General features: G+C 38.8%; 27 protein-coding genes and 1 other RNA gene. 13 read left to right on the top strand and 15 right to left on the bottom strand.

The features are described 5' to 3' along the window. Positions 1 to 8: 8 nt before the first annotated feature. From AC0JIQ_RS10215 to AC0JIQ_RS10205, 3 genes are read left to right on the top strand one after another with little or no spacing between them, the layout of a single operon-like run. On the top strand, positions 9 to 443 hold the full coding sequence (locus AC0JIQ_RS10215) for an HIT domain-containing protein (RefSeq protein WP_004661448.1): 435 nt from the start codon (positions 9 to 11) through the stop codon (positions 441 to 443). A 49-nt stretch (positions 444 to 492) separates the two neighbouring features. Continuing rightward, entirely contained in the window at positions 493 to 1,929 is a 1,437-nt protein-coding gene (locus AC0JIQ_RS10210; RefSeq protein ID WP_004661449.1) for an adenylate/guanylate cyclase domain-containing protein, read from the top strand. Positions 1,930 to 1,961: 32 nt separating this feature from the next. After that, the gene (locus tag AC0JIQ_RS10205; RefSeq protein WP_474201580.1) at positions 1,962 to 2,732 is read left to right on the top strand and encodes a hypothetical protein; all 771 of its coding nucleotides are present in this window, start codon (positions 1,962 to 1,964) and stop codon (positions 2,730 to 2,732) included. Between the two features lie 52 nt (positions 2,733 to 2,784). Here AC0JIQ_RS10205 and fdx read toward each other — a convergent pair whose 3' ends face one another. The 8 genes from fdx to AC0JIQ_RS10165 all read right to left on the bottom strand — a co-directional run bounded on the left by fdx (position 2,785) and on the right by AC0JIQ_RS10165 (position 8,917). Further along, on the bottom strand, positions 2,785 to 3,123 hold the full coding sequence (gene fdx, locus AC0JIQ_RS10200; RefSeq protein ID WP_004661453.1) for an ISC system 2Fe-2S type ferredoxin: 339 nt from the start codon (positions 3,121 to 3,123) through the stop codon (positions 2,785 to 2,787). Between the two features lie 17 nt (positions 3,124 to 3,140). Continuing rightward, on the bottom strand, positions 3,141 to 5,000 hold the full coding sequence (gene hscA, locus AC0JIQ_RS10195; protein ID WP_474201579.1) for a Fe-S protein assembly chaperone HscA: 1,860 nt from the start codon (positions 4,998 to 5,000) through the stop codon (positions 3,141 to 3,143). Positions 5,001 to 5,038: 38 nt separating this feature from the next. Further along, positions 5,039 to 5,557 (bottom strand): Fe-S protein assembly co-chaperone HscB, encoded by a 519-nt coding sequence (hscB, locus tag AC0JIQ_RS10190; RefSeq protein ID WP_004661458.1) that lies wholly within the window; start codon positions 5,555 to 5,557, stop codon positions 5,039 to 5,041. 83 nt (positions 5,558 to 5,640) lie between these two features. Next, positions 5,641 to 5,961 (bottom strand): iron-sulfur cluster assembly protein IscA, encoded by a 321-nt coding sequence (gene iscA / locus AC0JIQ_RS10185; protein ID WP_004661460.1) that lies wholly within the window; start codon positions 5,959 to 5,961, stop codon positions 5,641 to 5,643. Between the two features lie 29 nt (positions 5,962 to 5,990). Next, positions 5,991 to 6,377: a Fe-S cluster assembly scaffold IscU gene (gene iscU, locus AC0JIQ_RS10180; protein ID WP_004639432.1), complete on the bottom strand. Its 387-nt coding sequence runs from the start codon at positions 6,375 to 6,377 to the stop codon at positions 5,991 to 5,993. Positions 6,378 to 6,468: 91 nt separating this feature from the next. Next, positions 6,469 to 7,686: an IscS subfamily cysteine desulfurase gene (locus AC0JIQ_RS10175; RefSeq protein WP_474201578.1), complete on the bottom strand. Its 1,218-nt coding sequence runs from the start codon at positions 7,684 to 7,686 to the stop codon at positions 6,469 to 6,471. A gap of 1 nt (position 7,687) precedes the next feature. Next, positions 7,688 to 8,161 carry an Rrf2 family transcriptional regulator gene (locus tag AC0JIQ_RS10170; protein ID WP_004661463.1) on the bottom strand — a complete coding sequence of 158 codons (474 nt, stop codon included), beginning with the start codon at positions 8,159 to 8,161 and terminating at the stop codon, positions 7,688 to 7,690. A gap of 108 nt (positions 8,162 to 8,269) precedes the next feature. After that, the gene (locus AC0JIQ_RS10165) at positions 8,270 to 8,917 is read right to left on the bottom strand and encodes a hypothetical protein (RefSeq protein WP_474203251.1); all 648 of its coding nucleotides are present in this window, start codon (positions 8,915 to 8,917) and stop codon (positions 8,270 to 8,272) included. 209 nt (positions 8,918 to 9,126) lie between these two features. On the opposite strand from AC0JIQ_RS10165, the gene AC0JIQ_RS10160 reads away from it, so the two are divergent. The 3 genes from AC0JIQ_RS10160 (at position 9,127) to AC0JIQ_RS10150 (ending at position 12,021) form a co-directional block, all read left to right on the top strand. Next, complete coding sequence (locus AC0JIQ_RS10160; RefSeq protein ID WP_474201577.1) at positions 9,127 to 9,582, top strand: phasin family protein; 456 nt, start codon at positions 9,127 to 9,129, stop codon at positions 9,580 to 9,582. Positions 9,583 to 9,748: 166 nt separating this feature from the next. After that, positions 9,749 to 10,021 carry an HU family DNA-binding protein gene (locus AC0JIQ_RS10155; RefSeq protein ID WP_004661469.1) on the top strand — a complete coding sequence of 91 codons (273 nt, stop codon included), beginning with the start codon at positions 9,749 to 9,751 and terminating at the stop codon, positions 10,019 to 10,021. Between the two features lie 128 nt (positions 10,022 to 10,149). Continuing rightward, positions 10,150 to 12,021 carry a SurA N-terminal domain-containing protein gene (locus AC0JIQ_RS10150; RefSeq protein ID WP_474201576.1) on the top strand — a complete coding sequence of 624 codons (1,872 nt, stop codon included), beginning with the start codon at positions 10,150 to 10,152 and terminating at the stop codon, positions 12,019 to 12,021. 68 nt (positions 12,022 to 12,089) lie between these two features. Here AC0JIQ_RS10150 and AC0JIQ_RS10145 read toward each other — a convergent pair whose 3' ends face one another. Then, on the bottom strand, positions 12,090 to 12,953 hold the full coding sequence (locus tag AC0JIQ_RS10145) for a YbgF trimerization domain-containing protein (protein WP_474201575.1): 864 nt from the start codon (positions 12,951 to 12,953) through the stop codon (positions 12,090 to 12,092). Between the two features lie 319 nt (positions 12,954 to 13,272). Between AC0JIQ_RS10145 and ffs the strand changes: the two genes are divergently transcribed. Then, positions 13,273 to 13,369: signal recognition particle sRNA small type (gene ffs / locus AC0JIQ_RS10140), an RNA gene on the top strand. Between the two features lie 10 nt (positions 13,370 to 13,379). Here the strand turns inward: ffs and AC0JIQ_RS10135 are convergent. From AC0JIQ_RS10135 to AC0JIQ_RS10120, 4 genes are all read right to left on the bottom strand, one after another. After that, positions 13,380 to 13,862, bottom strand: a complete 483-nt coding sequence (locus AC0JIQ_RS10135) for a regulatory protein RecX (protein WP_346511181.1) — start codon at positions 13,860 to 13,862, stop codon at positions 13,380 to 13,382. 46 nt (positions 13,863 to 13,908) lie between these two features. Then, positions 13,909 to 14,955, bottom strand: a complete 1,047-nt coding sequence (gene recA, locus AC0JIQ_RS10130) for a recombinase RecA (protein WP_004661473.1) — start codon at positions 14,953 to 14,955, stop codon at positions 13,909 to 13,911. Positions 14,956 to 15,113: 158 nt separating this feature from the next. Then, on the bottom strand, positions 15,114 to 15,542 hold the full coding sequence (locus tag AC0JIQ_RS10125; RefSeq protein WP_005215468.1) for an RNA-binding S4 domain-containing protein: 429 nt from the start codon (positions 15,540 to 15,542) through the stop codon (positions 15,114 to 15,116). Beyond that, positions 15,526 to 16,230, bottom strand: coding sequence for an HAD-IA family hydrolase (locus tag AC0JIQ_RS10120; protein WP_474201574.1), 705 nt, complete (start codon positions 16,228 to 16,230; stop codon positions 15,526 to 15,528). Before AC0JIQ_RS10120 ends, AC0JIQ_RS10125 begins: the two co-directional genes overlap by 17 nt. Before the next feature lie 11 nt (positions 16,231 to 16,241). On the opposite strand from AC0JIQ_RS10120, the gene AC0JIQ_RS10115 reads away from it, so the two are divergent. Both AC0JIQ_RS10115 and AC0JIQ_RS10110 read left to right on the top strand, forming a co-directional pair. Next, positions 16,242 to 17,099 carry a 3'(2'),5'-bisphosphate nucleotidase CysQ family protein gene (locus tag AC0JIQ_RS10115; protein ID WP_474201573.1) on the top strand — a complete coding sequence of 286 codons (858 nt, stop codon included), beginning with the start codon at positions 16,242 to 16,244 and terminating at the stop codon, positions 17,097 to 17,099. A gap of 51 nt (positions 17,100 to 17,150) precedes the next feature. Continuing rightward, entirely contained in the window at positions 17,151 to 17,882 is a 732-nt protein-coding gene (locus AC0JIQ_RS10110) for a histidine phosphatase family protein (protein ID WP_474203250.1), read from the top strand. Between the two features lie 118 nt (positions 17,883 to 18,000). Here AC0JIQ_RS10110 and rpsT read toward each other — a convergent pair whose 3' ends face one another. Next, positions 18,001 to 18,267, bottom strand: a complete 267-nt coding sequence (gene rpsT / locus AC0JIQ_RS10105) for a 30S ribosomal protein S20 (RefSeq protein WP_004639414.1) — start codon at positions 18,265 to 18,267, stop codon at positions 18,001 to 18,003. A 212-nt stretch (positions 18,268 to 18,479) separates the two neighbouring features. Between rpsT and AC0JIQ_RS10100 the strand changes: the two genes are divergently transcribed. The 4 genes from AC0JIQ_RS10100 to AC0JIQ_RS10085 all read left to right on the top strand — a co-directional run bounded on the left by AC0JIQ_RS10100 (position 18,480) and on the right by AC0JIQ_RS10085 (position 20,943). Beyond that, a complete protein-coding gene (locus AC0JIQ_RS10100) occupies positions 18,480 to 19,145 on the top strand; it encodes an NAD(P)H-binding protein (RefSeq protein WP_046739194.1) in 666 nt (221 codons plus the stop codon). 13 nt (positions 19,146 to 19,158) lie between these two features. Then, entirely contained in the window at positions 19,159 to 19,671 is a 513-nt protein-coding gene (gene rraA / locus AC0JIQ_RS10095; protein ID WP_004661483.1) for a ribonuclease E activity regulator RraA, read from the top strand. Between the two features lie 11 nt (positions 19,672 to 19,682). Beyond that, positions 19,683 to 20,468, top strand: coding sequence for a glutathione S-transferase N-terminal domain-containing protein (locus AC0JIQ_RS10090; RefSeq protein ID WP_474201572.1), 786 nt, complete (start codon positions 19,683 to 19,685; stop codon positions 20,466 to 20,468). A gap of 124 nt (positions 20,469 to 20,592) precedes the next feature. Next, on the top strand, positions 20,593 to 20,943 hold the full coding sequence (locus tag AC0JIQ_RS10085) for a hypothetical protein (RefSeq protein WP_474201571.1): 351 nt from the start codon (positions 20,593 to 20,595) through the stop codon (positions 20,941 to 20,943). Between the two features lie 82 nt (positions 20,944 to 21,025). Here AC0JIQ_RS10085 and AC0JIQ_RS10080 read toward each other — a convergent pair whose 3' ends face one another. Further along, entirely contained in the window at positions 21,026 to 22,552 is a 1,527-nt protein-coding gene (locus AC0JIQ_RS10080; protein ID WP_050039467.1) for an acetyl-CoA C-acetyltransferase, read from the bottom strand. Positions 22,553 to 22,747: the final 195 nt, after the last annotated feature.

The raw sequence follows: 22,747 nt of genomic DNA, 5'->3' as shown, positions 1-22,747 counted from the left end.
ATAAAGATATGTTTAGTTTGCATCCACAACTTGCTCAAGATACATTTTTTGTAGGCGATTTCCCGCTTTCAACATGTCGTTTAATGAATGATATGCAATTTCCATGGTTAATTCTTGTACCACGTGTACCAGGGATTACCGAGTTATATGAATTAAGCCAAGCTGATCAAGAGCAGTTCTTGCGCGAATCTAGTTGGTTATCTAGTCAATTGTCACGGGTTTTTCGTGCAGACAAAATGAATGTTGCTGCATTAGGTAATGTTGTACCACAACTTCATTTTCATCATGTTGTGCGTTATCAAAATGATGTTGCATGGCCGAAACCTGTTTGGGGTACGCCTGCGGTACCTTATAGTAATGATGTACTTGCGCATATGCGTCAAACCTTGATGCTTGCATTACGTGGTCAAGGCGATATGCCATTCGACTGGCGTATGGATTGATGGAAATATAAAATAAAAACAATCTTCTATAATAAGGAAGGAGGATAGGGTGCCACTAGATAGGTTAATAGATAAAGAACCTAGACAGTTCGCTTATTTTCATCGTTTGATGGGATATTCGATATTGTCATTGATTTTGGTAATTTATACATTTACCGCACCGAGTGCTAACTATCAACTTTACATCCTTCCTTTATTACTGATTCATTTCCTAATCTGTCCCAAATTAGACAACTGGCTTCAATACAAATTTGATAAGAATACTGAAAAAAATGTACTTTTTGCTTTTGAAGCTGTCATTGTTGCGATCGTCCTTGCGGGATTACACCTTAGTTTAGTTCCTACTTTTACGATTTTATTTGGACTTCTTTACGTTGGTTTAAATAATAAAATTACACTCCCTGTTGCGTGTTTAATCGGACTGATCGGTGTTCTCACTTTTTACTTTTGTACTTTTGCAATTTTTGGTGCTGAAGAATATTTCGAGCCTACAAACCCAGAACTAACTGTTGTTAGTTTATTTGGTTTGATGATGTTCATTGTGATTGGTAACTATTATCAACATAGAAGAATCAATATTTTAGGGCAACAGCGTCAGCATTATCATAACCAAATGACACGCTACATTGCTTTTGCTAACCAATTGAGTCGATATGCGCCATTACAATTATGGCAGTCGATCATGCGTGGGGAAGCTGAAGCTAAAATTGAATACAAACGTAAGAAATTAACCATTTTCTTCTCCGATATTCAAGGGTTTACTGAACTTTCAGAAAGCCTTATTCCAGATGATTTAGCTTTTTTACTTAATGATTATTTAAGTCATATGACTGAAATAGCAAAACAGTATGAAGCAACCGTTGATAAGTTTATGGGCGATGCGATTCTCATCTTCTTCGGTGATCCAAATTCTCAGGGTGTTGAACAAGACGCGAAGTCTTGTGTAGAAATGGCGATCGCAATGCGTCAGCAAATGAAATTGTTGCGTGAGCGTTGGAAGAAAATGGGCTATCCAGCGTTGCACATTCGAATGGGTATTAGTACGGGTTATTGTCACGTAGGCAACTACGGGGCTTCACATCGTATGGCTTACACCATTGTTGGTCGTGATGTAAATTTAGCAGCACGTTTGCAGTCTGCTGCTGAAGTTGATGAAATCTTAATTGCGGATGACACTCACCAACTGATCAAAGGTGAGTTTTTGTGCGTACCGAAAGTGCCAATTTATTTAAAAGGGATTCAAGGACCTGTTAAAACGTGGCAGGTAATGGAAAAATTCACAGGTAAGAAATCCGATACACAAAAATGGTTTGATTTCGATTATAAAGGCTTCCATCTGGTCTTGAATTTAGAGGAAGTGCAGAATTATGAATATCCGGAATTGGTTGAAATTTTGGAGAATATGGTTCAGCGTATCAAAACACAACAAAAAATTACCAATGCTCAGGGTATTCCAAAGCTGACTTTGGATGATGAAGTAAGATAAAAATATTCAATAATTAATTATAGAGTTTAATAATGTCTGCATTCGTTTCACAGTATCCATTGGCTATTGATGAGAGCATGGTGGGTGAGTATCCTGCTTTGGTAAAGTCAGGTGCAGGTTATTTTTATGATGATGTTCTTGAATATCGAGTTTGGTGTCATCCAGAACGTGGTGCACTAGATGAATATGAGGGGCAAGATTATTATTGTGCATTTTCCAGTTATGAAGATGCTCAACAGTTTTCCGAAAAAACAGCTGGAGCGGAACATCCTTTGGTTTTGATACGTCAAAGCTGTTGGATTAACGAACCTCAAACAGGCGTATTTACTGCTGATCGTGGAGAACGTCTAACTGAGTGGCAAGTGATCTGGTTGAATAATGCAAAACGTCAAGATGGTGATATTGAAAATTTCTTTGCGGAACGGGGAATTGCATTTACAGGCTATCAGGAAGTGATGGATGCGACTCCTTTCACCAGAGATTTTAATCCGCAAGCATACAAAGCATTCCCACAATATTTAGGGGTTATTGCGTGTTGTTGTGTCATTGATGGAAAATTGCCAATACGTTGGGTATCTCACGCAGGCGGAGATTGGCAAATGTATTGTCATGTGGATGCACATGATTTTTCTGAAAATAGTTTGGATTTTGAGCAAAATATTCAATTGACCAATATGGCGCAATTACTCAAATATAATCCAGATTTGCAAATATTATATGATCTACCTATAGATAAAGGTGCTTATAGAGATCATGTGGAGTCTATTTGGCAATATTTTGATGATTATGATGTTGATCAATAAACTTAGATTAAAAAACTCCTCTAATAAAGAGGAGTTTTTTTATGGATAAAGTTTAATGATTTTCCGAAGCATGATTAATCGTATATTTCGGAATTTCAATTTCTAAATCTTCATCAACGATCTCAACCTGACATGACAGGCGAGAGTCAGGCTCTAAACCCCATGCACGATCGAGTAAATCTGCTTCAACATCGTTCATTTCTTCAAGGCTATCGAATCCTTTACGAACAATCACGTGGCAAGTCGTACATGCCGCAGACATGTCGCAAGCATGTTCAATTTTAATGCCTTGTTTCAATAAGCTTTGGCATAAATTGGCGTTTTGTTCGACTTCAAATTCTGCACCTTCGGGGCAAATGAGTGCATGAGGAAGAACTTTAATACGTGGCATATTGATCACCTATACCTTTAGTTTGAGTTTGACCAATCTTCAAGTTTTGTACCTTTTAAGGCATGGTCAATATGTCGATTCATACGAAGTGCTGCAAACGCATCGCTGTGAATTTTAAGTTGTTGAACAGCATGTTCAATCGCTGCAAGCTCATCGGTTTTAAGGCGAGCTTTTAACGCTTCAGCAGCAAGAATTAGATCTCGTGCTTGTTGCTGAGAGAGTAAATCGGTATCTGCTTTTAACGCTTGTTCTAAAGCTTCCAACTCACGTTGTGCTTCCACTTTTGTTTCTTGCAGATGGCGCAATTGTTTGTCTTCTTCCGCATGTTGGAAACCTTCAACCAAGAGGCGTTCAGTATCCGCTGCAGATAGACCATAAGATGGTTTGATATCAATTTGCGCTTGAACACCAGAAGTAGTTTCTTTTGCAGATACTGTCAGTAAGCCATCAGCATCAACTTGGAAGGTTACTTCAATGCGTGCTTGACCAGCAGTCATTGGTGGGATGCCATGTAACACAAAACGACCCAATGAGCGACAATGCTCGACTAAATCACGTTCACCTTGTACCACATGAATCAACATTGCTGTTTGGCCATCTTGATAAGTGGTGAATTCTTGACGGCGTGCTACAGGGATTGCGGTGTTTCGCGAGATCAAACGTTCAACCAATCCACCCATGGTTTCTAGACCAAGAGAAAGTGGCGTGACATCAAGTAATAATGAACCATCTTGACTGTTGCCAATGAGCTGGTTTGCGGTAATAGATGCACCAATTGCAACGACTTCATCAGGATTGATAGTACAGAGTGGTTCATGTTCAAATAATTCGCGTACAGCTTTTTGTACGGCATACGAACGTGTTGAACCACCTACTAAAACCACATGTTCGATTTCATCGAGCTCAAGTTTGGCATCACGCAGTACACGTTTACATACACTCATGGTTCTATCGAGTGCGACTTGAATAATCGATTCAAAAGTTGGGCGATCTAAAGTAAGGCGATCATCCAGTAATTTTAATTCAGCAGATTCATGATCTGTTAAGTATTCTTTGGCTTGACGCGCTGCAACAACAAAAACAGCATATTCTTCATCGCTTAAAGTTTCGATATTAAGCTGTTTTTTTGCCCATTTTACGATTAAGCGGTCTAGGTCATCACCACCAAGCGCGGTATGTCCACCAGTCGCAAGAACTTCAAAAACACCTTGTGAGAAACGTAAAATAGAAACGTCAAATGTACCGCCACCGAGGTCGTAAATCACGTAGTTACGATCGGTGCTCAAGTTGGTATCTTGGTCTAATCCATAGGCAACAGCTGCCGCAGTAGGTTCATTCAACAAACGTAAAACATTTAAACCTGCAAGTTGAGCAGCATCACGTGTCGCTTGGCGTTGTGCTTCATCAAAATATGCTGGAACAGTGATCACTGCACCGTTGATAGGGTTGTTGAGGCTTGCTTCGGCACGGTCTTTTAACTGCTTTAAAATGTCAGCAGAAATTTCGACAGGCGTTTTGCGACCAGCAGCAGTTTCAAATGCTGGCATCTCATTTTCTGCACCAACAAGTGTATACGGATGCTGGAATTTGATATCTGCTTGCGAGCGACCCATAAAACGTTTTACTGAAACAACAGTATTTTTGGGGTCAGTCATCATAAACGGCTTGGCTTCATAACCAAACGTCGTTGAATCTTTTGCGTAATGAACAATCGACGGTAGTAATACACGATCTTTGTCATCTTGCAGAACTTTCGGTTTTCCCGATAGCACTGTCGCCACTAAAGAGTGGGTTGTCCCTAAGTCAATACCGATCGCAATACGATGTTGATGCGGGGCAGTAGCTTGACCTGGTTCAGCAATTTGCAAAAGTGCCATGCGTGAGGTATCCCTTGAAAATATTTGGTAACAGCGGATTAAAAATCATCATCGAGATCGAAGCTATCTTCTTCGTCCAACATACGATCTTCAGCTTTATCAATATCATTCATTACACGTTGAAAAAAACGTAGTTTACGAACGGTATCACGAGCCTCAGCCCAATCTTCTTCAGCAAAATCGATTTTAAATTCACGAACTAAACCGTCAATCCATTGCTGAACTTCAACTTTTAAGGTACTAAGTTGCTCGGTAGAGGTGGCCTCATCAAGCTGTTCACGCATTTCGAGTGCAGATTGTAAAAATTCAAAATCGCTAATGGACTGATCCAAGTGATGATCTTGTTTTTTTAAGCCAAGTAAATACGCCGCACGACTATCAACTTGTGAGAGCACTTTATACGCTTGATTGATTTCACTCGACTTAATCAATGCTTGATCTTTGTCAGTGGCTTTATCGGGATGATATTGCTGTTGCAAACTTAAAAATTGTTTTTTTAAAGCTGCTAAATCTATATCGAGTGCTTCTGGTAATTGGAACAACTCAAAATGATTCATGGGAGATGAATTCCGCTATTAATAAATACGTTAAAACAGTGCGGAACACACTGTTTTGACGAAAAGAAAGAGGGTGTTGCTAGTTAGACGGTAAATGATTCACCGCAACCACATTCACCTTTTTGGTTAGGGTTGTTAAATTCAAAGCCTTCATTCAAACCATTTTTCACATAATCCATCTCTAAACCATTGAGATAAACGAGGCTTTTAGGGTCAACAAAAACTTTAACACCGAGTTGTTCAAACACTTGATCATGTGTATCGATATCATCGACAAACTCAAGTACATAAGCCAACCCAGAACAACCCGAAGTTTTCACACCAATACGAATGCCTTCACCCTTACCGCGGTTTTGCAGGTAATTGCTGATGTGAGTCGCAGCATTTTCAGTTAAATGGATCATGAAAACTCCAATATTATTTCGGTCATCAATTAAGCTTTCGCTTTCTTACCACGATAGTCTTCAATCGCAGCTTTGATTGCATCTTCAGCCAATACAGAGCAGTGTACTTTTACTGGTGGAAGCGCAAGCTCGGTCGCAATATCAATATTTTTAATTGCTTGAGCTTCATCAAGTGTTTTACCTTTTAACCATTCAGTTACAAGAGAGCTTGATGCGATTGCAGAACCACAGCCGTAAGTTTTGAAGCGAGCTTCTTCAATTACGCCATTGTCATCGACTTGAATTTGTAAACGCATCACGTCGCCACATGCAGGTGCGCCGACCATACCTGTACCTACGTTTTCTGCATTTTTGTCTAATACACCAACATTACGAGGGTTTTCGTAATGATCAATTACCTTTTCGCTATAAGCCATGTCGCTTCTCCAAACCTCGGGGTCAGCCTAATATTAATATGAGGGTTAAAACACTGTTTTCAATGAAGAGTTCAATTCAAACTACAATGAATTAGTGTTCAGCCCATTCAACTGTTGAAAGGTCGATACCTTCTTTATACATATCCCAAAGCGGAGAAAGTTCACGTAATTTCTCAACAGCAGCTTTGGTAATTGTTAACACATGATCAATATCTGCTTCAGTTGTGTATTTACCAAAACTAAAACGAATTGAACTATGTGCTAATTCATCAGATAAACCTAAAGCACGTAATACATATGAAGGCTCTAATGTCGCAGATGTACATGCTGAACCACTTGATACTGCAAGATCTTTTAACGCCATCATCAATGATTCACCTTCAACGAAGTTAAAGCTGACATTAAGATAGTTTGCAACGTTCTCAGTCGGATGACCATTCAAGAATACTTGCTCAAGGTCTTGGAAGCCATTCCATAGTTTGTCACGTAGGTGGCGAAGACGCTCTTGTTCTGCTTGCATAGTTTTACCAGCAATTTCAAAAGCTTCACCCATACCTACAATTTGATGAGTTGCTAAAGTACCAGAACGCATACCACGCTCATGACCACCACCATGCATTTGTGCTTTTAAGCGAACACGTGGGCTACGGCGGACAAATAGGGCACCAATTCCTTTAGGGCCATAAATTTTATGACCAGAGAAGCTCATTAAATCAATTTTCATAGTTGAAAGATCGATTTCAACTTTACCAGCGGCTTGTGCAGCATCAACGTGTAAGAATGTTTTATTCGCACGTGTTAGCTCGCCAATAGCTGCTACGTCAGTAATCGTACCGATTTCATTGTTCACCATCATCAGTGAAACAAGAATGGTATCTGGACGTAAAGCTGCTTTCACCATTTCAGGCGTAATTAAACCTGTGCATGGTTCAGGTTCTAAATAAGTAATTTCAAAACCTTGTTCTTCTAGCTCACGGCAAGTATCTAACACTGCTTTGTGTTCGATTTTACTAGTAATGATGTGCTTGCCTTTTGAACCGTAAAACTGAGCAATACCTTTTAGTGCTAAGTTGTCAGATTCAGTTGCACCAGAAGTCCAAACGATCTCACGTGGATCTGCTTTAACCAGGTTTGCAACTTGTTCACGTGCATATTCAGCTTTTTCTTCAGCTTGCCAACCATAGGCATGCGAGCGTGATGCAGGATTACCAAAAGTCCCTTCAAAGGTTAAACATTCCATCATACGTTCTGCAACTTCAGGAAGTACTGGTGTTGTTGCTGCATAATCAAGATAAATTGGACGTTTCATGTCAAATACCTGTAACCGATAGGAGGGCTGAATCTAAACTTGCTGAGTTTTGGCGAAGTGCAACAGTTTGAACGTTGTCGCGTGCGATCAGGTCTGCAAGAGAGATTTTTGCGAGATAATCGGCAATATGGTGGGAGAGTTCTTGCCATAAGTCATGCGTTAAGCACATTGCACCATTTTGACAATTGCCTTTATGGTCGCAACGTGTTGCATCGACGGTTTCATTTACAGCTTCGATGATTTCTAGCACGGTAATTTCAGTTGCATTTCGTGCAAGATGATATCCACCATTAGCACCACGAACACTCGAAACTAACCCATGTCGTTTAAGTTTTGCGAATAACTGTTCTAAATAGGCGACTGATATGGATTGACGTGCTGCTATTTCGGCAAGCGTGATCGTTTGTTCAGTTGGCTGCAAAGCTAAATCAAGTAGAGCAGTCACTGCGTAACGACCGCGAGTTGTAAGACGCATGATTCGGTACACATGGTTAGACTAGATGTCTAAATTTTATGAATTCCGACTAAAATAGTCAAGTTTTTTAATTGCCAAAATGCGTGTGAAAAGTGAAATATGTTGGAATTATTGTATCCACATATTATAAACGAAAAAGCCTATTAAAATAAAGCTGAATACAGCGAATGAAATATTAATCCAACGTTGGCGTTTTTGCAGGCGATGAATGCGGTTTTGATATTGTTTAACTTCAACCAATAATGAGTTGATCTCAGACCGTTGCTGATCGATTTTATCAAGCAATGGCGCAATTCGTTGCTGAGACGCAATAGCTTCTGCATCACTATCAAATGCGTTGAACCATTGTTTCCAATTTGCGAGTATACTCGTGAGTGTGAGGTGAGGGATTAAATCCATCACATCTTCTTGAAGTCTTGCATCACCTAAAATACGCATATTGTAAATACTGCGCTGATTATTAAATACGAAAATTTTAATCAAATCGATGAGTGTGCTATTTATTTCTAGATCAACTTTTCGATCTAGTGCTTTCATATCAAACAACATTCCTTTTTCGGTAAATTGGACATAAAAGTCAAAAAAAGGAATATAACTGTTGATTCGAATGGTAACTTTTTCATCGATAAGCTTTTTCGCTTGCAGCCGTAAAGTTGCATCATGCGTGAGAATGAATGAAAAAAAAGTTTCTAAAACAATGATGACAATGTTTAGCAACAAATGGGGGTGTTTATGTCTTTGTTGCGTATCACTCATAGGTCTCTTTATCCTTGCAATCACACTATAAATTTCATAAAGCACGTAAATCTGAGTATCCATACTCAATTGTTAAAAATAATTTACATGACTTTATTGCTTTGTAGAACAGTTTTTTAAAACGATCAAGTCTTAACTTTGATATTATAAAAACATTTTTATGGTTAAATACGACATACTGTTTGTAAAGTGCTTGGGAGTAATGGTTAATGGACAACTCAAATGTAGAACAACCAACTGATGAGGTAGAGGTAAAAACTAAGCTAAAATCAAAGAGTTCTAAAAAATCTGCCCTTGATTTCAAAAAGTATACGCAACAGATTTGGCTGGCTGGATTAGGTGCTTTTTCACGTGCCGAAGAAGAGGGAAATAAATTATTTGACTCTTTAGTCAAGGTGGGTGAAGAGCTAGAATCCAAGACCGTAGATTTTGCTGATAACACTGTTGGAAAAGTGACTGAAAAAGCCAAAGAATCAGTGACGGATACTAAAGATAAAGTTGAAAAAATTTTAGACACAGGCGTGAATCATTCGTTGAATCGTATTGGTCTAGTCACTCCAAAAGATCTCCAGCATATCGAGCAACTTTTAGTTCAGCTACATATTAAAGTAGATGCATTGATTGAAGAAAATAATCAATTAAAGAGTAAATTGAATAAAAAGTAAAAAAATATAGGCACTCGTCTGTTTGTGTGGTTTTTGAGTATTTATTTTTGCTAAAAAGCCTTTCTAGTATTGCGTTCTCCCCTAAAGCATTGCTATAAAGGCGGCATGGCCTTTTAAACTATAGCCTTGGATCTTAACAAACGATATTAAGAGGATATTTTTTATCATGAATAAATCAGAATTAATTGATGCGATTGCTGAAAAAGGGGGAGTATCTAAATCGGATGCTGGTAAGGCACTCGATGCAACAATTGCGTCAATCACTGAAGCACTTAAAAGCGGTGATACGGTTACTTTAGTTGGTTTTGGTACATTTAGCGTTAAAGAACGTGCTGCACGTACTGGTCGTAATCCTAAAACAGGTGAAGAGCTTCAAATTAAAGCAAGCAAAGTACCTAGTTTTAAACCAGGTAAGGGTTTAAAAGATTCAGTTGCGTAATCTTTTTAAATCAGAAAACGCACCATTTTGGGTGCGTTTTTTATTTATTGAATGAAATACTTTATTCAGCATTCATTCGCTTTGGTTTTTCAGTTAAAATTGCCCCGAAATAAAATATTGGAATACTTATGGAATCATTTCGTACAGTCATTAAGGGTTGGCTTGGCAAAGTCCTATTAGTTTTGTTTTTGACCCCTTTAGCGCTTGTAGGTATTGAAGGATATTTTAGCGGCAGTAATAAAGCAGACGTTGCGAAATCTGTTAACGGACAAGATATTTCTAATAAAGACTTGGAAAGTGCGACTAAAAATTATAAAGATCAATATTTATCAATGGTAAAGGGTGATGAGTCTCTTTTAAATCAGCCAGTTATTCAGCAAAAAGCTTTAGATGCGCTGATTGCACGCTCTTTACTGCAACAACAGGCGGAAAAATTAGGTATTTCTTTGAGCGATACTCAGCTAGAGCAAATGTTGGCACAACAACCGAGTTTCCAAGAGAATGGACAGTTTTCTCAAAAGTTGTATGAAAATTATTTACGTTCAGTTGGAATGACTAACCAAGCTTTAATTGCAAGCTTGCGTCAAGATCATGCCCTAAAAATGATTTCATCGACTTTGTTAGATTATGCGTTGGTGAGTAAATCTGATTTACATCAGCTTGCGAGTTTGCAAACAGAACAGCGTACTTTACATTTAGCAAGTATTAAGTTGGATGATTATAAAAAAGGTTTGACTGCGTCAACTCAAGAAATAACAGAGTACTACAACAAGCATAAAAATGAATTTAAGCAAGTTGCGAGTGTTGATGTTGATTATGTGGTTTTAAGCCCAGCATTATTGCCTCAAACTAATTTAAATATCACTGAGGCTGATTTACAACAGGCTTATAAAGCTTTTGTTGAAAAGCAGCAGAAAGATGCAAAACGTGAAGTGAAGCATATTTTAATTACAACTGATGCGCGCGATGCGGCAGCAGCTCAAAAAATTGCGAATGATGTTTATGCCAAGATTCAAGGTGGAATGCCATTTGCTCAAGCGGCTGCGCAATTCTCTGAAGATCCAACTTCAAAAGCACAAGGTGGTTTAGTTGATGCTTATGCACCAGGTATTTTCTCAGCTGACTTTGATAATGCAGTTAATGCATTAAAGAATGGTGAAGTTTCTAAGCCTGTTAAAACACAATATGGCTACCATATCATTGAGGCAAATGCACCAGTTGCAAACATTCCTTCATTTGAGACTGAGAAAGCTCGCTTAACAGCTGAAGTACAGAAGGCAAAAACTGCAAATTTATTTAGCGATACTGTAAATAGCTTAAATGAAATGGTTGTGGGCAATGACTCTTTAGAAGCAGTTGCTCAAGAGGTGAAGGGTGCTCGTGTTGAATCTTTAAATGGGGTGACCTTAACCACTCAAAACCCTTATTTGAGCGATTTAAATGTTAAAGCAAAACTGTTTAATGATGATGTGAAAAACGGTGACCGTAATGCATCTTCTAATATTCAGTTAGCGAATGGTGATACGATTTGGATTAAAGTCCGTAATTACCATGCAGCGGGCGTTAAACCATTAGATCAAGCGACTGCTGAAGTAAAAGCAAAAGTCATTGAAGCAAAGGCATATAAAGCTGCTCAAGCAAAAATTGCAAAAATTTTAGCTGATTTTAAAGCGTTGCCTGCTGCACAAGTTGTTGCAAAATCACAAGTCACTTTTGAAGATGCAGGGACATTTGCACGTTCTCAAGGTCTAAAACGTGCAATTGAGCGTGCTGCTTTCAGTATTCCAGCGCCAACCAAAGACGGTATGTGGTCTGCTACGACAGCAAAATTACCTAATGAGTTGGTTATCGTTGCAGTTTCAAACGTGAATACTAATGCTGCAAATGAGTTACCGCCAGAGCAAATTGCTGAGTTAACTAAGTTGTATCAGCAGTTCCGTGGTCAGCAGTTACTAGAAGACTATACTGATTATTTAAAATCACAGGCGAAGATCAAATAAGTTTGATCTAAGCTTTGAAATTTAAAAAGCCAGTTCTTATGAACTGGCTTTTTTGTGCATTATAAGCATTATTTTTTCTGAATAAATTTTGCTTCTTCAGATTGAGGGTATTGGCTTAACAACTTGGTTTTATATTGACTAGCTAAAGCTGCATTTTTATCGACTTCTTTTGCAATGCTATAAAGTTGATAAACCGCTCGAGAAGCTTTTGCTGAATTAGGATAGCGTGTTACTACGATATTATAGTTTTGCTTGGCTGCTTTATAGTCAACAGGTTCAACCGCTAAATAAAACTCAGCTAGCCAAAAGTAAGCGTTTCCAACATAAATTCCATTTGGGTGGTTCTTAATGAAATTTTGCATTGGTTGAATGGCTTTTTTTGCCCCACCTTGTTTGTAGGCATCTAGTGCAACCGTATATGCTGCTTTTTCCAGCTCAATTTGGTTGTTGGTATTGCTCGTGGTAGCAGTATTTGACTTCGGTTGTACGACAGGTGTTTGAGGCACTGAATCCTGTTTTACAGGGTTGGGAGCTGCTGAGGCGGGTGCAGATGTTGGAGCTGAGTTTGTTTCTGTTTTTACTGTATCTGTTGGCGTACTATTTTCTGGTTCTGTATTTTCTTCTGGCGGATCAATTTTTTGAGAGAGTAATTCTAAGCGTTGATCTAAATCTGTATAGCGATTTGCCAACTCTTTTTTCAGTTGCTCAATTGAATTGTCATGCTCTTCTAATTGGCCTCGTAATTTTCGAACTTCTTCTTCTAGTTTTTGGTTCTTTTGAATGAGATCCCAATTTAGGTTTGAGCCAGTATTAGAGATATTTGTATTATCTGCAATCGTTTGGCTGAGTGCACGAGATTCAATGGGAACATTTGCATATAAATGTGCGCTAGCGAGTAAGGCAGTAAAAAGTACGGAATACTTTTTTAGCATAAAAATTCATCCATAAAGTTAAAAAGCCGTGAGCGAACAAGTCCTCATGTTTACTTGTGGCACACTAGATCTATGTTTTTGATTTAGTCATTAAAGCAGCAACTCATTTAAATGCAATAAGCATTTACAATCTTCAAGCATTTTTCGAATAAAGAAATTATCTATTGTTTAATGTTTATACACTTTTAAATTAAATAGATAATATAGAGATAGATTTTGCTGATGAAATAAGCAATTGAATCAAAAAGTCACTTAAAAACAGATACAAGTCTTGCAACTCAGGCAAAAATCTCTATACTTTGTCAGGCAATGGTAGCCCTGCTGGTAGCTTCGCAATTGTACTCTATGAACCCCGCCAGGACCGGAAGGTAGCAACGGTAATAGATCTATGATGTGCCGAAGTAATGCTAGTAGGGCTGCCACCATTTATTCTTCATCGCTCGTTCGAGCAATTGCTTTCATAATTATTCCCATATCAAATCCTCGGTATTGTAAGAATCTAATTTGTCTTGCTTTTAGTTTTGGATCTGTCTCTACATCTATCCCAAATTTCTTTATTTTGAGTTGATAAGCTTGATCTAGCCAATCGACCTCTGAAAGTTCTTCTGTAATAAGTTCTGTATCGAGTTGTTTTGCTTTTAAAGCCTGTTTAATTCTTTGTAATCCTTTACCTTTTCTAAGTTGACTGGCCAATGTGAGTTCTGCAACACGTTGGTCGCTTTGGTAATTTTGTTGTGCTAACTCATCAACTAGATTTGTGACTTCTTCTGGATTGATCGCATATTGATTTAATTTTGCTTCGAGATCTGCTTTGGAATAATCCCGACGTGTAAGAAGGGCAAATGCATAAGAGCGTAATCTTGCACCTGTTAGTGTTTTCGGTTTCTCTATTTTTTCAGAATTAAACAAGTTTTATATCCTCTTGAAAGAAAAACGCCCCGAAGGGCGTTTCAGCTTAGCTTTCTAAAAAATCTGGTTCTTCTTCATCTTCAGTTTGAGCTGCTTCTTTGTTGTTTTTAGTAAGAAGTTGTTCGCGAATGACCTTTTCGATTTCTTGAGCCATTGCTGGATTTTCCTCAAAATGTCGAATCACGTTATTTTTACCTTGGCCAATTTTATTGCCTTGATAAGAATACCAAGCACCCGCTTTTTGTACGATGTCTTGTTGAACAGCAAGATCAACCAATTCGCCTAACTGATTAGTGCCTTTGCCATACATGATTTGGAACACAGCTTCTTTGAACGGAGGCGCCATTTTGTTTTTCACAACTTTAACACGCGTTTCGTTACCTGTGATCTCGTCACCTTCTTTCACTTGGCCAATACGACGGATGTCTAAGCGTACAGAAGCGTAGAACTTAAGTGCATTACCACCTGTAGTAGTTTCTGGGCTACCAAACATCACACCAATCTTCATACGGATTTGGTTAATGAAGATCACCATACAGTTCGAGCGTTTCGCATTACCTGTAATTTTACGTAGAGCCTGACTCATTAAGCGTGCTTGTAAGCCCATGTGCGAGTCACCCATTTCGCCTTCAATTTCGGCTTTAGGGGTTAATGCTGCTACAGAGTCGACAACGATTAAATCGATTGCACCAGAACGCACCAACATATCGGCGATTTCGAGCGCTTGCTCACCGTGGTCAGGTTGTGAAACCAATAGATTATCAATATCTACGCCAAGCTTACGTGCATATTCTGGATCTAATGCATGTTCTGCATCGATAAAGGCACAGGTACCGCCATTTTTTTGACATTGAGCAATTGCTTGTAATGTCATGGTAGTTTTACCTGAAGATTCAGGACCATAAATTTCGATAATACGACCTTTAGGTAATCCGCCAATCCCTAATGCGATATCAAGAGTTAAAGAACCTGTAGAAACCGCTTCAACAGCTTGTACAGTATTATCACCTAAGCGCATCACGGTATTTTTACCAAACTGCTTTTCAATTTGGCTTAAGGCTGCTTGTAACGCCTTGCTTTTATTATCATCCATCTCAAAACCTCAAAACTTTATTTCTTAACGACTAACCCAAGTGGATGTATTGAATCTCAACTTGTTGGGACTTGAGTATAGTGGCAGATTCTAGTTGTATATTCCACATCTGATCTGTGTCAGTACGACACAAGATGACGCATCCAAATTAGAAAATTTTATTCATCATGATATGACCATGATTGTACATTTTCTTGTTTAAAACGATTGATATCACGACGATCTTTTTTACTTGGTCGGTGATCAGGTCGGGCTAGATTATGCAATTTTCGCTGTGATGCATGCAACTCTCTGCGTTCAATACTTTCAGGCGTTTCTTCATAAAGAAGTTGAGCCATGGGGGCACCACCTCGAACAGCTGATAGCGCTTTCACAACAACGGTCTTTTTCTCAAAACCTTGCTGGATGGTGAGTTCCATTCCAATACGGACGTCTCTAGAAACTTTAACGCGGTCATTGTTGTGATGGACTTTACCACCTTCAATTGCGGCTTTGGCAATAGAGCGTGTTTTAAAAAAACGCGCAGCCCAAAGCCATTTATCAATGCGCATGGCATCCATGCTGTCTGATTCATGCTGTTTTGGCATCTGTTACCTGTAAGTTGGTGTCAAGATAATCAAAGAGATTGGTTAAATGATCGAGTGATGGGTACGCTATTTCCGTGGCGAGTCGAGCTGGTTTAGCACTAGACGGTTGTAAAATGCTAAACAGTTGGGTAATACCAAAACGTTCAGCGCCTTGGAGTACCGCAACCGTATCATCAATAAATATTGCTTGAGCTGGATCAAATGGATGTATTTGTTGTAACTTTTGCCAAAAAGCGACTTCTTCTTTGGCATGCCCAAGCTCTTCGCTACTGATCATGACTTCAAAGTAAGGGCTAAGTTCGACATTTTCAAGCTTCAGTTGCACGCCTGCTCGATCGGCATTGGTCAGTAACCAACAGCGATAGCCTTGAGCTTTGAGTTGTTCTAATAATTCATGACAACCTTTACGTGCGCGAATTTTTTCACGGTGTTCATATTGTAGTTGCAAAACATCTACGCCAACTTTAGCAGTCCAATACGCCGAAGAATACCAAGATAGTGTATGCTTATGTTGTTGGTAAAATTGGAATAGTGTTTGTTTACTTTGCTCTAAACTGCACTGATGTGTTTGGGCATGACGTTCAGGTAAACAATGATTCCAAATGAAATCATCGAAGGCTAAATCGAGTAATGTGCCATCCATGTCGAACATGGCGATAGGCTGCTGCTGTAAATCTGAATATGACATAAGGCTGATCTATGTTTATTAAAACGCTTGCCCCACAAGATCAATTTATTCTGAAACTTGTGCCAATCATGGCGCAGGCAAGTCAAATATTATTGGAAGAATATCAAAATTATTGTGCGGGTGGTGAGTTTAATATTCAGGAAAAAAGTGATGATTCGCCTGTGACTCAGGCAGATTTGAAAGTAAATCGTTTTTTATTAAAGCAGTTAGCGGAATTTACGCCAGAGTTACCAGTGTTGTCAGAGGAGAGTGATTATTCTGCTCGATCTGCTTGGTCGCGTTGCTGGATGCTCGATCCTTTAGATGGTACGAAAGAGTTTATTCATGAGCGTGATGAATTTACGATTAATTTAAGCTTGATCGAAGGTAATGAAACGACTTTTGCAATTATTGCCGTACCCTGTGAACAGGTCGTGTATATTGGTTATCAGTCACACTTACCTTATAAGTATAGTTTTAGCCGTCAAGAATGGTTTCAATACCAGATCGAAGAACATGATTTGGCAGCACCACTTCAAATTGGTTTAAGCCATAGCAGTAAAAACCCCAAATATAAAAACTTTATCGAACCAATTTTGCGAGATCGTGCTGTAGAAAGACGTGAGGCAGGGAGTGCCTATAAGTTCTGCATGATGTTAGAGGGTGAAATTGATATTTACCCAAGATTTCATCCAACTTCAGAGTGGGATACGAGTTCAGGACAAGCTTTACTTGAAAGTATCGGTGGTGGATTGATGACTCTGGATGGAAAACCATTTCAATATAATCAGCGTGAGACTGTTTTGAATGGTGGTTTTATCGCATTTAGAGATCAATATTGCAAAAAAATTGCTTACGAGGCGTTGGCGCATTCGGGCATTTTAGATTGAGTCTTCTAGCGTGCGTGGTATAGTGAGCTAAATTTAAGCTTGTATGTGAATATGGCCCTGCATTTATTGCCTAAAAGTATGTTTGAAGCAATTGATTTACTGCCAGATGCTTCAACTCCTGTCACGTTGTTTACTCGTCACTCTTTACGTGAGTTGGTGAATGGGCAGGGTTTGGCTGGTTATGACTTGCAATTAACGGAGCAAGGTCGAGATTTGGCTTATGCATGGGGTCAATATCTTATTAAAAATACGGATCGAGCAATTCAACATTGTATCTCTAGTCCGATTCAGCGTTGTGTTGATACGGCTGCATTAATGATTCAAGGTGCAGATGGGATTCATGAGGCAATAAATACTCATACGATCGAAATTGTTGAGCAGCGATTGTTAGTAGAACCCGGAAGTTTTGTGCTGGATATTCAGCAAGCAGCCCCTTACTTTCGTAAACAAGGCGCATTAGGGTTTATTAATAGTTTTGTGAACAATGCTTTGCCTGGTATGAAAAATCCAATTACAGGCGTTTTTGATGTTTTGGAGCTGTTATATCATACCCATCCGACTCAACATCAAGGTTTAAGCTTGGCTGTTAGTCACGACACCATTATTGCTGCGATCGTTGCAGTGATTTCAGGTCAAACACAGATTGATAAGTCGGATTGGCCTGAGATGATGGAGGGCTTATTTGTGTGGTTTGAGGGTGAGGATTTTAGCAATAGTAAGCTAAAATGGATTTGGCGTGGTCAAAAGCATGAACTGGTCATTAAAGATTTTCAGAATAAATAAGATTTTTGAAAAGTATGATTGAATTGTGCAATTTAAAATTAAAAAACTACTAACGTTGCATTACTAAATTGAAGACAATAAAAAAGCCCGAAAATCGGGCTTTTTTACATGCATCAAATTAGTTAGCTAATGCTTTAATTTGAGCGTTTAAGCGGCTCTTGTGACGAGCAGCTTTATTTTTGTGGATGATGCCTTTATCAGCCATACGGTCGATTACAGGTACAGCTGTTTTATAAGCTTCTGAAGCAACAGCATAGTCACCAGCAGCGATCGCATTTACAGTACGTTTGATGTAAGTACGAACCATAGAACGCAAGCTTGCGTTGTGTTTACGTGCTTTAACGTTTTGACGAGCACGTTTTTTAGCTTGAGCAGAGTTTGCCACTCGTGCACTCCTTGAAAATAAGTTGGTCTGGGCGGGCTGAAGTTAAAACCAAAAAATATTGGCAACATTCACCAGCCCGTAAACAAGTGCCATATTTTGAGGAAACTAAGCCCCGAAGTCAAGCCTTGTGATACTTTTAAGTACATTTAACAGGTGATAATCTTGCAAGAAAACGTTACATTAGGCTTAGTTATGAGTCGGAATAAATAAAAATGAGAATAGGTGACAAAAAAGCAATTGTTATTGGTGCTACAGGGCTAGTGGGTGAAGCGCTAGTGGCTGAATTGGAACAGTCAAATGATTTTAGTTCTGTGACTGTTGTTGTAAGGAAAAATTCAGATAAATTAAAATCTTATAGTAAAGTGACCCAACTTATTCTAGAAGATTTTTTGCTTTTGAATGATGAAGATGTAAGCACTTATACTCATGCATTTAGTTGCTTAGGTAGCACCATTAAACAAGCTGGATCGAAACAAGCATTTTACGCAATTGACTATGAAATTAATGCTCATTTTGCTGATTTAATCCAAGATAAAAATATTCATTTATTGGTGGTCAGTGCCTTAGGAGCGAATGCTAATTCACCAGTTTTCTATAATAAAGTTAAAGGTGAGTTGGAAAACTACTTAAAAAGCTTGTCGATGTATAAGCTTTCAATTTTTCAACCGTCACTCTTAATTGGTAAGCGTAGTGAAGTACGAGTTTTAGAAGATGTGGCACAAACGCTATTTAAATTGGTCGAAAAAACTTGGACCAAGCCGTTTAAATATAAGCCTGTAACCGCAGAACAATTGGCGCATACTATGCTAAATGCAGCTCAAACTCAGACAGCAGCATTCAAGCTGTACGATAATTTGATGATACAACAAACCCAATAATGGAGATTTTTCAGTGACTACGATTCCTTTTGTAACTTGCGACTTGTTAGATGATAATCCTGAGAAAGATTTACAGGTCGTAACACCATCTTTAGACGGTAAGTTTTTTAAGAGTTATGGTGCACGTAAGAGCTTTGGTGGGCAGGTTGTAACAGTTAAGTGTTTTGAAGATAACTCACGCGTAAAAGAGCTTTTAGCAACAGATGGTGCAGGAAAAGTCTTGGTTGTTGATGGTGGTGCTTCGATGCGCTGTGCTTTGATGGGCGATTTGATTGCTGAATCAGCTGTGAAGAATCATTGGAATGGTGTTGTGATTTACGGTTGTGTGCGTGATGTTGATGCAATTGCCGAACTTGATTTAGGTGTGCATGCATTGGCTGCAATTCCACAAAAAAGTAATCGTAAGGGCATAGGTGAAGTTGATATCACATTGTATTTTGGTGGTGTGACGATCAATTCTGGCGATTATATCTATGCCGATAATAATGGCATCGTAATCGCGAAAGAAAAACTAGTTGACTGCTAAAGGATAGCAATATGCTCAAAATGGCGAATCATCAATTTAAGGTTTTACAATCTGTTGTTGCAACTTTAATTGAAGGCGGAAGAGGTGTGATGGGAACACCACAACCGAATCAGCCTTCGAAACCGTTAAAACTTTATGAGTTTGAAGGTTCACCTTTTTGTCGCCGTGTCCGTGAAGTGATTACCATGCTGAATCTAGATGTGGAAATTTATCCATGTCCGAAAGGTGGTCAAAAATATCGCCAAATCGTCAAGGAAAAAGGTGGTAAGAAACAGTTTCCTTTTTTGATTGATGAAAACACGGGTGATCAGTTATACGAGTCACAACAGATTATCCACCATCTATTCAAGCATTACGGTAAAACAGGGCAAACGCCGAAAAAATTCAGCCACTATCCAAAGCTTCCTTATGTTTCTGCTTTAGCTTCACTTGCAAATGCAGCACGTGGTGTATGGATTAACAAGAAAATTGTTAATCGAGCAGCACCAGAGCAATTACTTGAATTGTGGAGTTTTGAAGGAAGTCCCTATACACGATTGGTTCGTGAAGTTCTGACTGAGTTGGAAATTCCCTATATTTTGCATAATGTTGCGAAAGAACGTTGGCAAGATATTGGACCAGCAATTTTGCGTTTAAAACCTGGTCAATATATTCCATTACCGAATGGGAAGCGTGAAAAGATTGTTGAAGTGATGGGGCGAGATATTCAAGTTCCGTATTTGGTTGATCCGAACACAGGTGTGAAAATGTTTGAGTCAGCTAAAATTGTTGAGTACCTCAAGAAGCAGTACGGATAATAGAATAAATTGTAAAAAAGCATCTTTTAGAAGATGCTTTTTTTATATGTGGGATCTAGCAGTTGCTTCAATGATTGGTTTAGCGGTTTAATAGGCTCGAAATAGCCATAAGATCAATTCCAAAATGTTAAGCCAACTAACTAACCTATTCAAAAGTTCAAAGGAAACACCTGAACAGTTATTCCTCAAAGAAAATAACTTGGTTTTTGATAGTCGTGGTGCAATTTATAAAGGCATCGTTTTGAATGAGTTAGGTTTTCGTCTGGAATATTTCTCAAATCGAAAATTAGATCGATTCGATGATCTAGAGAAGCTGTTTAGGATTGCACCGCAAATTAATGAAAAGATTGATTTGGAATTGCACTCACAGCGATTTGTTGAGCGCTTAGGAAATACAGAAGAAAGCCTCAAAGAGTTAAAGCAGATCATTAAAGTTTTAAATGATTATTATGTGAAGTTTCAAAGACCAAGATAAGTATAAATATTTTTATGAGTTTTAATATATAAATAAAAAAGCTGAATCATTTGATTCAGCTTTTTAGAATGCAGACTAATGATTATTTTTCAATAATCGCTGTTACACCTTGACCACCAGCAGCACAGATCGAAACTAAGATACGACCTGAACCTTTTTGGTTTAAGATTTTCGCAGCAGTCGCGATGATACGACCACCAGTTGCAGCGAATGGATGACCCGCAGCTAAAGAAGAACCTTTAACGTTTAATTTGCTACGATCAATTGAACCTAAAGGTGCATCTAAGCCTAAACGCTCTTTACAGAATTTCTCATCTTCCCAAGCTTTCAAAGTAGAAAGTACTTGTGATGCAAACGCTTCGTGGATTTCGTAGTAGTCGAAATCTTGAAGTTTAAGGCCAGCACGCTCAAGCATACGTGGAACTGCATAAGCAGGAGCCATCAATAAGCCTTCTTTTTTACCAACAAAATCAACTGCAGCAGTTTCAGAGAAGGTTAAGTAAGCAAGAACTTCATGACCATTTGCTTTAGCCCACTCTTCAGAAGCTAAAAGTACGCACGAAGCACCATCAGTAAGTGGAGTAGAGTTACCCGCTGTCATTGTTGCAGCTTCGCCTTTACCAAATACTGGTTTTAATTTTGCTAATTTCTCAGCAGTTGAGTCAGCACGTAAGTTGTTGTCACGGCTTAAACCTAAGAACGGCGTGATTAAGTCATCGAAGAAACCTTCTTCGTAAGCTTTCGCCATTTTTTGATGAGAAGAAGCAGCTAAGGCGTCTTGATCTTCACGAGCAATACCCCATTCAAGGGCAGTGATTGCTTGGTGATCACCCATAGATAAACCAGTACGTGGTTCACCATTTTTAGGTGCATCCATAAGATCTTTAACATTGATTTTAGATAAAGCTTTTAAACGATCTTTACCTGTTTTAGCGATGTTGAGCTCAAGCAAAGCTTTACGTAAACCATCACCGAAAGCGATCGGAGCGTCAGATGTAGTATCAACACCACCAGCGATACCTACTTCGATTTGGCCTAAAGCAATTTTGTTTGCAACTTGGAATGCAGCTTGTAAACCAGTACCACAAGCTTGTTGAAGATCGCAAGCTGGAGTTTCAGGAGCAAGTTGAGTATTTAACACACACTCACGTGTCATGTTGAAGTCACGGCTGTGTTTCAATACTGCACCAGCAACCACTTCACCTAAACGTTGACCTTGTAGGTTGAAACGCTCAACCAAACCGTTTAATGCAGCTGTAAACATGTCGATGTTAGAAGCTGTAAAATAAGCGCCGTTAGAACGTGCGAAAGGAATACGGTTACCGCCAATAATGGCAACACGGCGAACAGTGTTTTGGCTCATGATTTTATCCTGTTGAACAGAAGGTTTGGTTGTTTTAGCTGGTGCTACTTTTGTAGATGTAGAAGAAGCAGTGCTTTTTGTACTACGACTGGTAGAACGAGGACGAGTCGTTTTAGTTGTCGTACTTGCTGCTTTAGGAGTTGCGTCAGCACTTTTACTTGGAGTAGAAGTTGCTTTTGATGTATTTGACACAGTCTCTTGAGCAGAATTCTCGACTGCTGGATTTTCTTGAGTTGTTTTGCTCATAAGGCTTTTCCAAGCATAATTGCGATATTCTTGCTATAACCATAGCATATTTCCAATACTGCTGTATTGACTAGAATGACGCTTTAGACCACATTCAGGTCAAGACATCCAGACATGAAGTCAAGTATGATTTATTGTGAGTCAATCAAACATTGGTTTCATGTTATTTTGCTGACATGGTTTAGATGTTTGTAA

The sequence above is a fragment of the Acinetobacter sp. FB genome, from assembly GCF_056033405.1.
Note: the sequence above shows the minus strand (reverse complement) of the source record. Positions and strands in the feature narration are given on the sequence as shown.